The following is a 14,009-nucleotide window of genomic DNA, read 5'->3' as shown; positions in this document are numbered from 1 at the left end:
TGGAGGACGGCCCTCAGATATAGGCTGGAGGCGCGAAAATCCAGCGAAGGGGGCCATTTGGGTCGTCATTCCGGGGCGTGACGCAGTCGCGAACCCGGAATCCAGAGGTTCTGGTGCGAGATTCCCGGTTCACGCGCGTCGCGCGCGCCCCGGAATGACGGTGAGAGGGCGAAATCAGCCCGCCAGGGCGTCCGCCTCGACCCGCCGGACCAGCTCCGGCAGCTGATGCATGTCGGCAAAGAGCAGGTCGGCGCCGGCCAGGCGCAGGGTTTCGGCATAGCCATCGCGGCAATGGCTGCCCCCGTAAAAGCCGAACACGGGCATCCCGGCCGCTCGCGCGCCGGCAATGCCGGCCAGGCTGTCCTCGATCACGACGCAGCGCTCGGGCGGCACGCCCATTTCGTTGGCCGCGAACAGGAACAGGTCCGGCGCCGGCTTGCCGTTTTTCACCTGCGAGGCCGAGAAGATATTTGGCGCGAGGCGCTCGTAGAGGCCCGTGCTCCCCAAGCTCACGCGCATGCGCTGATGCGAGCCGCTCGAGGCGACGCAGACGCGTTGGGTGACGACATCGAGCACATCATGGATGCCGCGGATCGCTTCGAGGTCGGCCTCGAACGAGCGGAACAGCTCGTCCTGCAGATCGCCGTGATAGGCCTCGGGCAGCTTGCGGCCGAGCTCGGTCTCGATCTCGAGATTCGCCTGCCGCGTCGAGCGGCCGAGGAAACGCGCGAACACCTGATCCGACGTGATCGGATAGCCGTGCCTCGTCAGCACATCGGCATGCGCGCGACAGGAGATCACCTCGCTGTCCACGAGCACGCCGTCGCAGTCGAAGATGATGAGGTCGATGGGCATTCAGCGCCTGACTTGGTGGAGGCACTCTGGTGCCGCGCGGGTGGTGCTACCTCTCCCATAGGGAGAGGTCGGCGCGAAGCGCCGGGTGAGGGGTTGTGGACTCTCGTGGGACCTGAGCCCCCTCACCCGATTTGCGCTGGACGATGCTACGCATCGCCAGGAGCAAATCGACCTCTCCCCGTCGGGGAGAGGTGAAGTGAGCTCGCGGAGAGATCTGCTCAAATTCGCAACTAACTCGTCGGCTTGTCGTCGTCGAGCGGGACGCAATAGAGCTCGAGGCGGTGATCGACCAGCTTGTAGCCGAGCTTACGGGCGATCTCGGCCTGGAGCTTCTCGATCTCTTCGGAGGTGAACTCGATCACCTTGCCGTCGCGTAGATTGATGAGGTGGTCGTGATGGCTGTCGCGCATCTGCTCGTAGCGCGCGCGGCCCTCGCGGAAATCGTGGCGTTCGATGATGCCGGCATCCTCGAACAGCTTCACCGTTCGGTAGACCGTCGAGATCGAGATCTTGTCGTCGACGGCGACGCAGCGCCGGTACAGTTCCTCGACATCGGGATGATCGACCGCCTCCGCGAGCACGCGGGCGATGACGCGGCGCTGCTCGGTCATGCGCATGCCGGTGGCGGCACAGCGCGCCTCGATGCCGGATGCCTTGGATGCGGAAGAAGGTTTCAGTGCGGTCATATGATTGTCTGCCTGGCGGAGGCGCTTTCTGCCACCAATGTTACGACAAGTCACGTCGCATCAGAAGGGCGTTCAATTGTTCCCCGTTCGGCTGCTTATAGTAGCGTTCGCGGCGCCCGACCACCATGAATCCGGCCCGATCGTAGAGTCGGCGCGCCGGCTGGTTATTTTCCTCGACTTCGAGAAATATTGTGCGCACCCCGCGCCCGGCGAGGTGGCCGAGATGGGTCATCAGCAGCGTGCGGGAGAGGCCGCGGCCGCGATGGGCCTGATCGACTGCGATCGAGAGGATTTCCGCTTCGTCCGCGCCGATCCGCGACACCGCAAACCCGATCGTCTTGCGGCCGAGGCGTAAGCGATGCACCAGCGTGTTGCGCTCACCGAGCATGCTCTCGAACTCGCCTTCGCCCCAGCCGCGTGCGAAGGAGGCGCCGTGAAGCTGCGCCAGCCGCACGGCGTCGCGCGCGGACGCGGGCTCGACGGCGACAGTGCCGACGCGCCACCATTGCGAGAACCATCCCATCATGAGCTTGCAGCTTGTGCTGCGAGCTGTAGCTGCGCGGCCGGCTTGGCGTCGGGCGCGCGCAGATAGAACGGCCGCGCCGGGGTCGTGTCGGGATTGGCCGCGGCGCCGAGCCAGGCGACCCAGCCGATGTCGGGCGCGGGCTGCGCGTCGACCGCAATGGGTTGCGGCGCATCCTTCGGCCAGCGCTCGGCAAGGATGTTCGCGGCATTGCCGACCAGGTGCGGCGCGCCGAATTGCGAAGCCGCGATCGCCTCGTCGATGCTGGCGACCTGCGGTCGCACCAGCTGGCTGCCGTCGCCGGCGACGATCTGGAAATAGACGTGGTCGTGCCGCGCGTCGATCGCGGACATCACCGGCGCCGATCGGCTCTGGCCGACGATGGCGGCGGCATAGGCCGACAAGGTGGTCAGGCCGACGGCCGGGCGTTTCGCCGCGAGCGCAAGGCCGCGCGCCGCCGAAATGCCGACTCGCAGACCGGTGAAGCTTCCAGGACCGACGGTGACCGCGATGCGGTCGAGCGCGGTGAAGCCGAGATTGGCCGATTGCATCACCCGCGCGATCAGCGGCATCAAGGCTTCGGCATGCCCACGCTTCATCGGCAGCGATTCCTGCGCGCGCAGCTCGGCCGTTTCGGTGTCGAGCACGGCCGCGGAGCAAGCGTCGAGCGCAGTATCGATGGCGAGGATCAGCATGGAACGATCGTAGCATCATCCGTCAGGGAATGCTCGTCGTTCCCATCGTCATGGCCGGGCTTGTCCCGGCCATCCACGCCTTTGCAGCTCCATATCTCGTAGGATGGGCAAAGGCGCACTTGCGCCGTGCCCACCATCGTTCCGCAAATGACGGGATCTTGGTGGGCACGCTTCGCTTTGCCCACCCTACGGCAGCTTGCTTACATCGGCCGGACTTCGACCACGTCGGGCACGAAGTGCTTCAAGAGGTTCTGGATGCCGTGCTGGAGCGTCGCAGTCGATGACGGGCAGCCCGAGCAGGCGCCCTTCATGTTGAGATAGACGACGCCGTCCTTGAAGCCGCGGAAGGTGATGTCGCCGCCGTCATTGGCGACCGCCGGCCGCACCCGGGTCTCGATCAGGTCCTTGATCATGTCGACCGTCTCGGCATCGGCCTCGTCGAAGAATTCACCGTGGTCGTCGAGTTCGGTATCGCTTTGCACTGTGCCGTCGGCGAGCAGCGGCACGCCGGACATATAGTGCTCCATGATCGCGCCGAGAATCGCGGGCTTGAGCTGCTGCCACTCACCGCTCGCCTTGGTCACGGTGATGAAGTCCGATCCGTAGAACACGCCGGTGACGCCGGGCACGTCGAACAGCTTTTCGGCAAGCGGCGAGCGGCCTGCGGCTTCGCGGCTCGAAAACTCCACCGGGCTGCCGTCGACCACGACGCGGCCGGGAATGAACTTCAACGTAGCGGGATTGGGGGTGGCTTCGGTTTGAATGAACATGGTTTTCTCCAGACGTCGCCGGTTCAAGGCCGGCGCGTGCTCTATCCAGTAGCAGATGGCGACGGGGAACGCACGATCAAGGGGGTGAGAAGGGCGTTTCGCTGTTATATCAGCAAGTTAGGGTGCTTGCGTCTCCCTCTCCCCGCCTGCGGAGAGAGGGGAAGAGCTAAGACAGCGAATCCACGCTTCGGTCGCTCAGCGCGCCGGAGATAATCGTCACCGGAACCGGAAACGTGCCGAGCGAATGGGCGAGCAGCGAGACCAAAGGCCCCGGTCCCTCCGCACCGGGGCTCGCGGCCAGCACCAGCATGGCGATATCAGGATCCTCGTCGATCACCGCGAGCAGTTGTTCCATCGCGGCGCCTTCCCGGATCACGCGCTCCGGCGTGATCGCGGCGATGCCGTTGGCGCGACCGGCGGCGCGGTCGAGCGCGGCTTCCGCCGCTTCCTGCGCCTCTGCGCGCATGATGTCGGCGACACCAAGCCATTCCTGGCTCTGCTGCTCGGGTTCGATGATGCGCAGCATCACCACGCCGCCGCCGGCGCGGATCGCCCAGCGGCTGGCGTAATACACCGCGCGATCCCATTCGGCGGTGTCGTCGACGATGACGAGGCATTTGGGCTTGTGACCCGGCTCGAAGCAAAGTCGCTTGCTGGTCATGCATGTCCCGGCGTGTGCACGGCCAGCATGCTGCCACACTCCCGGAACGTTTGGGAGAGGGGACATCGGCCAGCGCCGTGGCGCAGGCCGGTTTCTCAGATGCGATCTTCAGCGCCGGTGGATGAAGCCGACGATGTCCTTCGAGAGCTTCATGGTCTCGTCGGCGATAGTGCGGGCCCGGTCGGAGCCCTCGTTCAGGATCGCGTCGATATGGCCGGGGTCGGCGACGAGGCGCTTCATCTCGCCGGCGATCGGCGCGAGCTTGGTGACGCACAGCTCGGCTAGCGCATTCTTGAAGCTGGAGAACTGGCCGCCGCCGAAATCCCTGAGCACGTCGGCCTTGGAGCGACCGGAGAGCGCGGCGAAGATGCCGACGAGATTGTCGGCTTCGGGACGCGTTTCCAGGCCCTTCTCCTCGCTCGGCAGCGGCTCCGGATCGGTCTTCGCCTTGCGGATCTTCTGCGCGATGGTGTCGGCATCGTCGGTGAGGTTGATGCGCGAATTGTCGGACGCATCCGACTTCGACATCTTCTTGGTGCCGTCACGCAAGCTCATCACGCGCGTCGCCGGACCGGTGATTAGCGGCTCCGGCAGCGGGAAGAACAAGCCGTCATTGTGTCCCTGGGCGCGAATGGAATCGCCGAAATCGTTGTTGAACTTCTGCGCGATATCGCGCGAGAGCTCGAGATGCTGCTTCTGATCCTCGCCGACCGGCACGTGGGTGGCGCGGTACAGCAGGATGTCCGCCGCCATCAGCACGGGATAGTCGAACAGCCCGACCGAGGCGTTCTCGCGGTCCTTGCCGGCCTTCTCCTTGAACTGGGTCATGCGGCCGAGCCAGCCCATGCGCGCAACGCAGTTGAAGATCCAGGCGAGTTCGGCATGGCCGGAGACCTGGCTCTGGTTGAACACGATGTGCTTCTTCGGATCGATGCCGGCAGCGATGAACGCCGCGGTGACCTCGCGGGTGTTGCGCGTGAGCTCGGCCGGTCCGCCCCAGACATCGACGCCTTGCGTAATCGCGTGCATGTCGACGACGCAATAGATGCAGTTGTGGGTTTCCTGCATCTTCACGAAGTTGACGATCGCGCCGAGGTAATTGCCGAGATGCAGATTGCCCGTCGGCTGGACGCCCGAAAAGACTCGTTCAACGAATGGCATGGTCAGCTTTCCTGGAAGATACGGCCGTCGTTTCCAACAGCGGCGCAGCCCCGTCAAGGGCAATTCGATGGGCTCGCGGTTTAGGCCGGTCGTTTCAACGCGTTAACCGCCTCGCGCCAGGAGGCTGCACCGAGGACTTGCAGGAGCAGGCCGTAGACGGCGATTCCTGCCGCGATCTGCACACCCAGTGCGACGAATTTGATCAAGCCATGGGTCTCGGCAGGCACGAGACCGGCGGTCAGCCAGAGCAGGGCGCCCATGGCGATCGCGGCCAGCACGATCCGCGGCAGCCGCTTGCGGGCCGAGGCGTCGACCGAGAAGCCGAATTCGGTTGTGCCTTTCCGAAGCAGCGAGAGCGCGCTGCTCCAGGCGCCGGCCGCGATGCTCGCCGCGATGCCGCTGGCGCCAAAGACATGACCGAGCACAACCGCGAGCCCGACCGTCACCACAAAGCCTTTGGCCGTCGCGAGCAGCGGCGTCATCGTGTCGCTGCGGGCGTAGAAGGCCGGCGACAGCGCCTTGATCAGCACGTGCGCCGGCAGGCCCAGCGCCAGCCACATCAATGCGCGCGCCGTGGCCGTGCTGTCCTCGACGCTGAACGCACCATGCTCAAATAGCAGCCGTACGATCGGCTCGGCCAGCACGATCAGGCCGAGCGTGGCCGGCAGCGCCAGCCCGGTCACCAGCTCCAGCGCGCGCGATTCGGCATGCGCCACCGCGACGCGGTCGCCGCTACCGACCGCACGCGTCAGCTCCGGCACCAGCACCGTGCCCATGGCGACGCCGACGATGCCGAGCGGCAGCTCGATCAAGCGGTTGGCAAAATAGAGCCAGGACACCGCGGAGGGTGTCGCCGAGGCAATGATCGCGCCGGCGACCATCAACCATTGCGGGCCCGAGCTTGCGATCATGCCGGGAATGGCCTTGGCAAAAAAGGCCCGCATCTCCTTGTCAGAACTCACGCGCAACGGCGTCGCAAGGCGCGCGCTTCGCTGCGACAGCAGCATCAGCAATTGCAGCAGACCGGCGACGCCGACGGCGGCGGCCAGCATCCACGCAGCGAGGACCGCATCGGCATGCCCCAGCAACAGCACCGCGATCGCGGCGATCAGCGCGATGTTGAACAGCAGCGGCGAGAACGCCGTCAGCGCAAAGCGCCCTTGTGCGTTGAGCAGTCCCATCAGCACGGTGACGGGGCCGGCGAAGGCGAGATAAGGCAGCATCAGCCGGGCGTTCTGCACGGCGAGATCGAGCGTGCGGCTACCGAGAAAGCCCGGGGCGATCACAGTGATGATCAGCGGCATCAGAAGCGCAATGCCGATCGAGATCGCGACCAGAGCTGCGCTGACCGTGCCGAGCACCCGTCCGGCGAACGCCGCCGCAGCGGCCTCGCCATCACGGTCGCGGATAGGCAGCCAGACCGGGATCAGTGCCGCATTCAGCGCCCCCTCGCTGAGCAGCCGACGCACGACGTTGACGAGCTGAAATGCCGCCAGGAACGCATCCGCCACGGCGCCGGTGCCGAGCAGCGCCGCGATCAGGGAATCGCGGGCAAAGCCCAGCAGCCGCGAGGCCAGCGTTCCCGTCGAGACGGTCAGGAAGGAGCGGATCATCGGGCGCAATAATACCGTTGCTTGCCCGCGAAGGGCTGGTCGTGATAGGCCGCGAGCCAGATTTCAGGCCTACAGGAAGCGGATTTCCGCAGGGATCGCAATCCGGCAACAGGATCAAGGTGAATGGCTGACGTGAAATATGACGTTCTCGGCATCGGCAACGCGCTGTTCGACGTGTTGGTCAGGACCGACGAGGCCTTTTTGGCCAAGCATGGCATGACCAAGGGCAGCATGTCCCTGATCGACGAGGCACGGGCGGCCGCCATCTACAAGGACATGGGCCCGGCGACGGAAGTCTCGGGCGGCTCGGCCGCCAACACCATCGTCGGCATCGGCAGCTTAGGGGCACGCGCCGCCTATGTCGGCAAGGTCAAGGATGACCAGATCGGCAAGCTCTATGTCCACGACATCCGCGCCGCCGGCGTCGCCTTCAACACGCCGGCTGCAAAGGACGGCCCCGCCACCGGCTGCTCCTATATCCTGGTCACAGGCGATGGCGAGCGCACAATGAACACCTATCTCGGCGCGGCGCAGGATCTGTCGCCGGCCGACATCGATCCGGCCGAGGTCGCCGGCGCCGGCATTGTCTACCTCGAAGGTTATCTCTGGGACCCCAAGAACGCCAAGGACGCCTTCGTCAAGGCGGCCAAGATCGCCCATGATGCCAAGCGCAAGGTGGCGCTGACGTTGTCGGATTCCTTTTGCGTCGACCGCTATCGCGACGAGTTCCTGTCCTTGATGCGCAACGGCACTGTCGACATCGTGTTCGCCAACGAGGCCGAGCTGCATTCGCTCTACATGACCTCGGACTTCGACACCGCGCTGAAGCAGCTGCGCAACGACGTCAATCTCGGCGTCGTCACCCGCAGCGAGAAGGGCTGCATGGTGGTCTCAGTGGAAGACGCCGTCGCCGCGCCGGCATTCCCGGTCGACAAGGTCATCGACACCACCGGTGCCGGCGACCTCTTCGCCGCCGGCTTCCTGTATGGCCTCGCGCGCGACTTCGCGTACAAGCAGTGCGGCGAGCTCGGCGCGCTTGCGGCGGCCGAAGTGATCCAGCACATCGGGGCGCGGCCCCAGGTGTCGCTGAAGGAACTCGCCGAGCAGCGCGGGCTGACGGGGTAGGCTTCGCTCACTCCCCGTCATTGCGAGCGAAGCGAAGCAATCCAGTATCTTTCCGCGGCGGCAGACTTGATTGCTTCGCGGAGCCTGTCATCGGGCCGCGCTTCGCGCGGACCCGGTGGCTCGCAATGACGATGTGGATTCAGGTGCGCGCCAAACTCTCAGCTGTCATCGCCCGCGAAGGCGGGCGATCCAGTACTCCGAGACGGCAGTGATTGAACCGAGAGGCCGCGGCGTACTGGATCCCCCGCCTTCGCGGAGGATGACAGTCGTCGTGTGGTGAGAGCTGCGCGGCCGTGCGCGCCCCTCACGCTGCCTTCTGCCCGCTCCCGGCAGCATCGAGCCCGGCATAAACCCCGCGCTCGAAGCCCGCGAACGTCTCCAGACACTTTGCGTCGGCGAACGGCAACAGCTGCATCAGGATCACGCCGGTGACGTCGCGCGACGGGTCGATCCAGTAATAGGTGTTGGCGAGGCCCGCCCAGGCGAGACTGTTCGGGCTGCGCCCTTCCGCGGTCTTGGCGGTGTTGATGAGGAAGCTCAGCCCCCACTTCTTCACCTGCTCCGGATAGAGATCGACGTCGTTGGTGTACATCGGCGCCGCCGTCGTCATCTTGCCCATGGCGAGATCGCCGATGTGGTTCTGTCCCATCGTCGCAACCGTCTCCGCCTTCAGCACTTGGTTGCCGTTGCCGCGGCCCTTGTTGAGAATCATCTGGGTGAACTTGATGTAGTCGCCCGCGGTCGAGTAAAGGCCACCGCCGCCCATGTGGAATTCCGGCTCCTGCTCGAGCTCGAACGGGATCGATGCGAGCTGGCCGTCCTCGCCGCGCGCATGCATGCCGACCAGACGCTTGCGCATGCTATCGGTGATCTTGAAAGCGGTGTCGCTCATGCCGAGCGGCGCGAACATATTGTCGCGCAAATACGCATCGAGCCGCTTGCCGCTGACGGCCTCCACCGCCTTGCCGACGAAATCGATGTTGGTGCCGTATTCCCAGCGCGTGCCGGGATCGGTCATGATTGGCGTCTTCAGCGCCGCATTCTGGCAGGTGGTGATGGCGGGGATCCCCGTCTTCTCCAGATACAACGCGAGATCGCCGTTCCACATGTTGTAGCAGAAGCCCGCGGTGTGGGTCATGAGGTGGCGCAGCGTGATCGGCCCCTTCGCAGGCCGCAGCTTCGGCTCGCCCTTGGCATCGAAGCCTTCGAGCACCTGCGGGGTGGCGAGATCGGGCAGCACTTCACCGATCGGCGCATCCAGCGACAGCTTGCCCTGTTCGACCAGCTGCATCGCGCCGGCTGATGTCACCGCCTTCGTCATCGATGCGATCCAGAACACGCTGTCCGCGGTCATCGCATCGGGCTTGGACAGGTCGCGCTTGCCGAACGCACCCTGATACAGCACTTCTTTACCGCTGGCGGCGATGGCGACGACTCCGGGAATTTCTTGTGCGTCGCTCTTCTGGCGCAGAAGTTCGTCGATCTGGGCTCGGCTTTGCATGCGTGTTTCCTCCGGTTTGATTATTGTTGGAAGTGATTGATTGTCCTCCCGCATGCTCGGCGCGGCAAGCGCATCCATGTACCTGTGCCGGTCGCGATGTCGTGACTTGACGGTCGGCGTTCCACGCAGGACGACAACGGAGCTGAACTGCAAGACTCTTTCACAACCTGCGGTGGATGGCTGCATCTCGCCGTGGCCATGAATGGGCGCTGGGGGTATGTTTCGCGTGTTTGACTCACTTGAAACATTTTGTGCGTTGCGGCGCTTCAGCACGCGGCCAATTGGCCGGTGACGTTAAGACTTGATGCAAATTGGCGGCTGCTGATCGGCCGCGAGGGGACCTTAAATGATTTCGACCTGGAGTGAATGGAAGCGCTATCCCCGTCCCGGACGGGGCGACAATTTGGAGGCGCCGATCTCGCCCGGCATTTACGAGGTTCGCATCGCCGGCACCGGCGCGCTGTACTCCTTCGGGGCGGTCGACAACCTGGCGCAGGCGCTGGCATTGCTGCCGGTCGGTTCGAAGTCATGGTTCGGCCGCCGCGACACCTCGGACGTGCCCGATCTCGAATACCGCACCTGCGCGACCTCCTCGAAGGCCGACGCCAAGGCCGCCGCCGAGCGCATGATCGGCCGCCGCGAGACCTATCTGAGCGGCGCGGCCTGAGGTCGCGCTCCCGTTTAGCTGAAGGCAGATTTGCGTTGCGGGGCGGTGCATTGCGCGCCGTCTGTCCCTATATTCCGGGCCGATCCGATCGCGCCCTGAGGAGTAACGCCATGACCCCGACTGCCGCCCGCGCCCCGCAAGCCTCGTCCAATCTGCGCGACCGGTTGAAGGACCCGTCGCTGCTGAGGGAAGCCTGTTACATCGACGGCGCCTGGGTCGGCTCGCCGGTCTTCGCCGTGAATAATCCCGCGACCGGCGTCGAGCTCGCCAAGGTTCCGCAGCTCGGCGCGGACGATACCACCAAAGCGGTCGAAGCCGCCGAGCGCGCGTTCCCGGCCTGGGCCAAGCTCACCGCCAAGCAGCGCTCCAACATCTTGCGCAAATGGTTCGAGCTGATCGTCGCCAATCGCGAGGATCTCGCGCTGATCCTCACCTCCGAGCAGGGCAAGCCGCTCACCGAGGCGCTCGGCGAGGTCGACATCGGCGGCGCCTACGTCGAGTTCTTCGCCGAGGAGGCGAGGCGCGTTTATGGCGAGACCATCCCGACGCAGCGGAGCGATGCGCGCCTGCTCGCGATCAAGCAGCCGATCGGCGTCTGCGGCGCGATCACGCCGTGGAATTTCCCGAACTCGATGATCACGCGAAAAGTCTCGCCGGCGCTGGCGGCCGGCTGCACCGTGGTGCTGAAGCCCGCCAATGAGACGCCGCTGTCGGCGCTCGCGCTCGCGGCTCTTGCCGAGAAGGCCGGTGTGCCCAAGGGCGTATTCAACATCATCACCGGTGACGCGCCGCCGATCGGCAAGGTCCTGTGCGAGCATCCGGCGGTTCGCTTCGTCGGCTTCACCGGCTCGACCGCCGTCGGCAAGATCCTCTACCAGCAGGCCTCGGTCGGCGTGAAGCGGCTCGGCCTCGAGCTTGGCGGCAACGCGCCGTTCGTGGTGTTCGACGACGCCGACATCGACGCCGCGGTCGAAGGCGCTATCGTCTCGAAATACCGCAACATGGGCCAGACCTGCGTTTGCGCCAACCGCCTCTACGCCCAGGATGGCATCTACGACGAGTTCGTGCAGAAGCTGTCGAAGAAGGTCGCGGCGATGAAGATCGGTGACGGCACCGAGAGCGGCGTCACGCAGGGCCCGCTGATCAACATGAAGGCGATCGACAAGGTCGAGCGCCACATCGCCGACGCCATCAAGCGCGGCGCCAAAATCGTCACCGGCGGCAAGCGCAGCGAGCTCGGGCGCTCGTTCTTCGAGCCGACCGTGCTGGCCGACGTCAAGCCGGACTCGCTGGTGTCGCAGGAGGAGACCTTTGGTCCGCTCGCGCCCGTCATCCGCTTCAAGGACGAAGCCGACGTCATCGCGATGTGCAACGCCTCGCCGTTCGGCCTTGCCTCCTACTTCTACTCCCGCGATCTCGGCCGCGTCTGGCGCGTCGCCGAGGCGCTGGAATCAGGCATGGTCGGCGTCAACACCGGCCTCATCACCACGGAAGTCGCCCCCTTCGGCGGCGTCAAGGAGAGCGGCCTCGGGCGTGAAGGCTCGCATCACGGCATGGAAGAGTATGTCGAGATCAAATACGTGATGATGGCGGGGGTGTGAGGGCGCATCAGTCTCCCCGCGTCATTGCGAGCCACCGGGTCCGCGCAAAGCGCGGCCCGATGACAGGCTCCGCGAAGCAGTCCAGAATCTTTCCGCGGAGGCAGTCTGGATTGCTTCGTCGCAATGACGAAGTGAGGTGCAACAGCTGGGCTAAATCTTCAGCTCTTTCCCCGTCACGCGCCTGTAAGCTTCGAGATACCGCTTACTGGTTGCATCCACAACGCTGGCGGGCAGTGGCGGCGGTGGGGCGTCGCCGTTCCAGCGGCCGGCGCGGCGCTCGACGTCGAGATAATCGCGTAAGGGTTGCTTGTCGAAGCTCGCCTGCGGCTGGCCGGGCTTGTAGGCATCGACCGCCCAGAAGCGCGAGGAATCCGGGGTCATGACTTCGTCTATCAGGATGATGCGGCCGTCCTTGTCGCGGCCGAACTCGAACTTGGTGTCGGCGATGATGATGCCCTGCTCGCGCGCCAGCTCCTCGCCAAGCGTATAGATCGCGCGCGTCATGCTCTCCAATGTGTAGGCGACCTCGTCGCCGACCACCGCGCGCATCTTCGCGATGGTGATGTTCTCGTCATGGCCACTCTCGGCCTTGGTTGCCGGGCTGAAGATGGCAGGCTCCAGCTTCTCGCTCTCGACGAGGCCGGCCTTGAGCTTCTCGCCGGCCAGCGTGCCGCTCGCGGCATATTCCTTCCAGGCTGAGCCGGAGAGGTAGCCGCGGATCACGCATTCGATCGGAAATACGGTGGTGCGCTTGCACAGCATGGCGCGGCCGAGGATCTCGGCGCGGTGGGGCGTCAAGGCCGGCACGGCCGCAATGATCGCGTCGGTGTCGGCGCTGATCATGTGATGCGGCACCACGCCTTCGAGCTCGTTGAACCAGAACGCACTCACTTGCGTCAGCACCGCGCCCTTCATCGGGATGGTCTCGCCCATCACGACGTCGAAGGCGCTGATGCGGTCGGTGGTGACGAGCAGCAGGCGGTCGTCGTCGACGGCGTAGATATCGCGCACCTTGCCGCGTCCGATCTTGGAGAGGGGCAGGTCGCTGGAGAGCATGGTGGTCATCGGCAAAGCCTTCACGCAAGAAATCCGGCCGCGGCTGACAGTGCGGCCGGAAACCCGATTAGCCTATTCCGGCAGCGGAATGAACTCATGTTCCTGCGGAACTGCCGCGAAGCGGCCGGTTTTCCAGTCCTGCTTGGCCTGCTCGATCCGCTCCTTGCTGGAGGAGACGAAATTCCACCAGATGTGGCGCGGGCCCTCCAGTGCATCGCCGCCGAGAAACATCATCCGGGTGGCCTTCAGTGCCTTCACGGTGATGCGGTCGCCCGGACGGAAGATCAGCAGCCGCGGCCCTTCGTAGCGCTCGTTCGCGATCTCGACCTCGCCGTCGATCAGGTAGATCGCACGCTCCTCGTGATCGGGATCAAGCGGCACGCTCGCGCCTTCCGCCGCCGTAACCTCGGTGTAGAACCAGGGCGAGACCATCGCGACAGGCGAGGCGATGCCGAACGAAGAGCCCGCGATCACCCGCGCGGTAAAATCGCGCTCGGAGATCATCGGCAAATCGCCCGCCGCATAGTGCTGGAACGACGGCGCAATCTCCTCGGATCCCGACGGCAACGCGATCCAGCTTTGCAAGCCCAGCATCTTCTGGCCGGAGGCGCGCTGCGCGTCGGGCGTGCGCTCGGAATGGGCGATGCCGCGCCCGGCGGTCATGAGGTTCATCGCGCCGGGCGCGATCTCCTGGACGTTGCCTTCGCTGTCGCGATGCATGATCGCGCCGTCGAACAGGTAGGTCACGGTGGCAAGCCCGATATGTGGATGCGGCCGCACGTCCATGCCCTTGCCGGAGACGAACTGCACCGGTCCGAAATGATCGAAGAAGATGAACGGCCCGACCATCTGCCGCTTGCCGTGCGGCAATGCGCGCCGCACCTCAAATCCGTCGCCGAGATCGCGCGTGCGAGGCACGATGACGAGATCGAGCGCATCGCAGGACATGGGATCGCCGAGCACGGGATCGTTGGAGGGTTGCCAGCTCATGGGTAGGCTCCTTTTGGCTTTGTTGGATGCGAGACTAGCAGGAATTTGCAGCGCCGTCGCGACAAAGCCGGGGCTCAACGTCGCGGACCGCAATAGCGCCATGTG

Annotated in this window: 14 protein-coding genes; 3 read left to right on the top strand and 11 right to left on the bottom strand. The window is 65.1% G+C overall.

What is annotated here, in order from left to right; translation table 11 throughout:
* Positions 1–174: 174 nt before the first annotated feature.
* From LRP30_RS44070 to murJ, 8 genes are all read right to left on the bottom strand, one after another.
* Entirely contained in the window at positions 175–855 is a 681-nt protein-coding gene (locus LRP30_RS44070) for an HAD family hydrolase (RefSeq protein ID WP_249758877.1), read from the bottom strand.
* A gap of 230 nt (positions 856–1,085) precedes the next feature.
* The gene (locus LRP30_RS44065) at positions 1,086–1,541 is read right to left on the bottom strand and encodes a Fur family transcriptional regulator (RefSeq protein WP_094894339.1); all 456 of its coding nucleotides are present in this window, start codon (positions 1,539–1,541) and stop codon (positions 1,086–1,088) included.
* Between the two features lie 40 nt (positions 1,542–1,581).
* Positions 1,582–2,067: a ribosomal protein S18-alanine N-acetyltransferase gene (gene rimI, locus LRP30_RS44060; RefSeq protein WP_249758876.1), complete on the bottom strand. Its 486-nt coding sequence runs from the start codon at positions 2,065–2,067 to the stop codon at positions 1,582–1,584.
* Positions 2,064–2,759: a tRNA (adenosine(37)-N6)-threonylcarbamoyltransferase complex dimerization subunit type 1 TsaB gene (gene tsaB / locus LRP30_RS44055; RefSeq protein ID WP_249758875.1), complete on the bottom strand. Its 696-nt coding sequence runs from the start codon at positions 2,757–2,759 to the stop codon at positions 2,064–2,066. Before tsaB ends, rimI begins: the two co-directional genes overlap by 4 nt.
* A 200-nt stretch (positions 2,760–2,959) precedes the next feature.
* Positions 2,960–3,529: a NifU family protein gene (locus LRP30_RS44050; RefSeq protein WP_128930378.1), complete on the bottom strand. Its 570-nt coding sequence runs from the start codon at positions 3,527–3,529 to the stop codon at positions 2,960–2,962.
* A 166-nt stretch (positions 3,530–3,695) separates the two neighbouring features.
* Complete coding sequence (locus LRP30_RS44045; RefSeq protein ID WP_164934829.1) at positions 3,696–4,190, bottom strand: universal stress protein; 495 nt, start codon at positions 4,188–4,190, stop codon at positions 3,696–3,698.
* 108 nt (positions 4,191–4,298) lie between these two features.
* Positions 4,299–5,351, bottom strand: coding sequence for a tryptophan--tRNA ligase (gene trpS, locus LRP30_RS44040; RefSeq protein ID WP_128930377.1), 1,053 nt, complete (start codon positions 5,349–5,351; stop codon positions 4,299–4,301).
* A gap of 80 nt (positions 5,352–5,431) precedes the next feature.
* Positions 5,432–6,964 carry a murein biosynthesis integral membrane protein MurJ gene (gene murJ, locus LRP30_RS44035; protein WP_249761969.1) on the bottom strand — a complete coding sequence of 511 codons (1,533 nt, stop codon included), beginning with the start codon at positions 6,962–6,964 and terminating at the stop codon, positions 5,432–5,434.
* Between the two features lie 123 nt (positions 6,965–7,087).
* Here murJ and LRP30_RS44030 point away from each other — a divergent pair, with 123 nt between their 5' ends.
* Positions 7,088–8,089 carry an adenosine kinase gene (locus LRP30_RS44030; protein WP_249758874.1) on the top strand — a complete coding sequence of 334 codons (1,002 nt, stop codon included), beginning with the start codon at positions 7,088–7,090 and terminating at the stop codon, positions 8,087–8,089.
* 304 nt (positions 8,090–8,393) lie between these two features.
* On the opposite strand, the gene LRP30_RS44025 is transcribed toward LRP30_RS44030, so the two are convergent.
* Positions 8,394–9,590 carry a serine hydrolase domain-containing protein gene (locus LRP30_RS44025; protein WP_249758873.1) on the bottom strand — a complete coding sequence of 399 codons (1,197 nt, stop codon included), beginning with the start codon at positions 9,588–9,590 and terminating at the stop codon, positions 8,394–8,396.
* Between the two features lie 346 nt (positions 9,591–9,936).
* Between LRP30_RS44025 and LRP30_RS44020 the strand changes: the two genes are divergently transcribed.
* Both LRP30_RS44020 and LRP30_RS44015 read left to right on the top strand, forming a co-directional pair.
* A complete protein-coding gene (locus tag LRP30_RS44020) occupies positions 9,937–10,257 on the top strand; it encodes a hypothetical protein (RefSeq protein ID WP_091898185.1) in 321 nt (106 codons plus the stop codon).
* A gap of 110 nt (positions 10,258–10,367) precedes the next feature.
* A complete protein-coding gene (locus LRP30_RS44015) occupies positions 10,368–11,858 on the top strand; it encodes an NAD-dependent succinate-semialdehyde dehydrogenase (protein WP_128930374.1) in 1,491 nt (496 codons plus the stop codon).
* Positions 11,859–12,008: 150 nt separating this feature from the next.
* Here LRP30_RS44015 and LRP30_RS44010 read toward each other — a convergent pair whose 3' ends face one another.
* Together LRP30_RS44010 and LRP30_RS44005 are read right to left on the bottom strand one after the other, a co-directional pair.
* Entirely contained in the window at positions 12,009–12,923 is a 915-nt protein-coding gene (locus tag LRP30_RS44010) for a phosphoribosylaminoimidazolesuccinocarboxamide synthase (RefSeq protein WP_128940790.1), read from the bottom strand.
* A gap of 63 nt (positions 12,924–12,986) precedes the next feature.
* Complete coding sequence (locus tag LRP30_RS44005; RefSeq protein ID WP_249758872.1) at positions 12,987–13,904, bottom strand: pirin family protein; 918 nt, start codon at positions 13,902–13,904, stop codon at positions 12,987–12,989.
* Positions 13,905–14,009 lie beyond the last annotated feature (105 nt).

This window comes from Bradyrhizobium sp. C-145, assembly GCF_023375135.1.
GTDB classification, from domain to species: domain Bacteria; phylum Pseudomonadota; class Alphaproteobacteria; order Rhizobiales; family Xanthobacteraceae; genus Bradyrhizobium; species Bradyrhizobium zhanjiangense.
The sequence above is the reverse complement of the archived record's forward strand: the minus strand, read 5'-3'. Positions and strand labels throughout refer to the sequence as shown.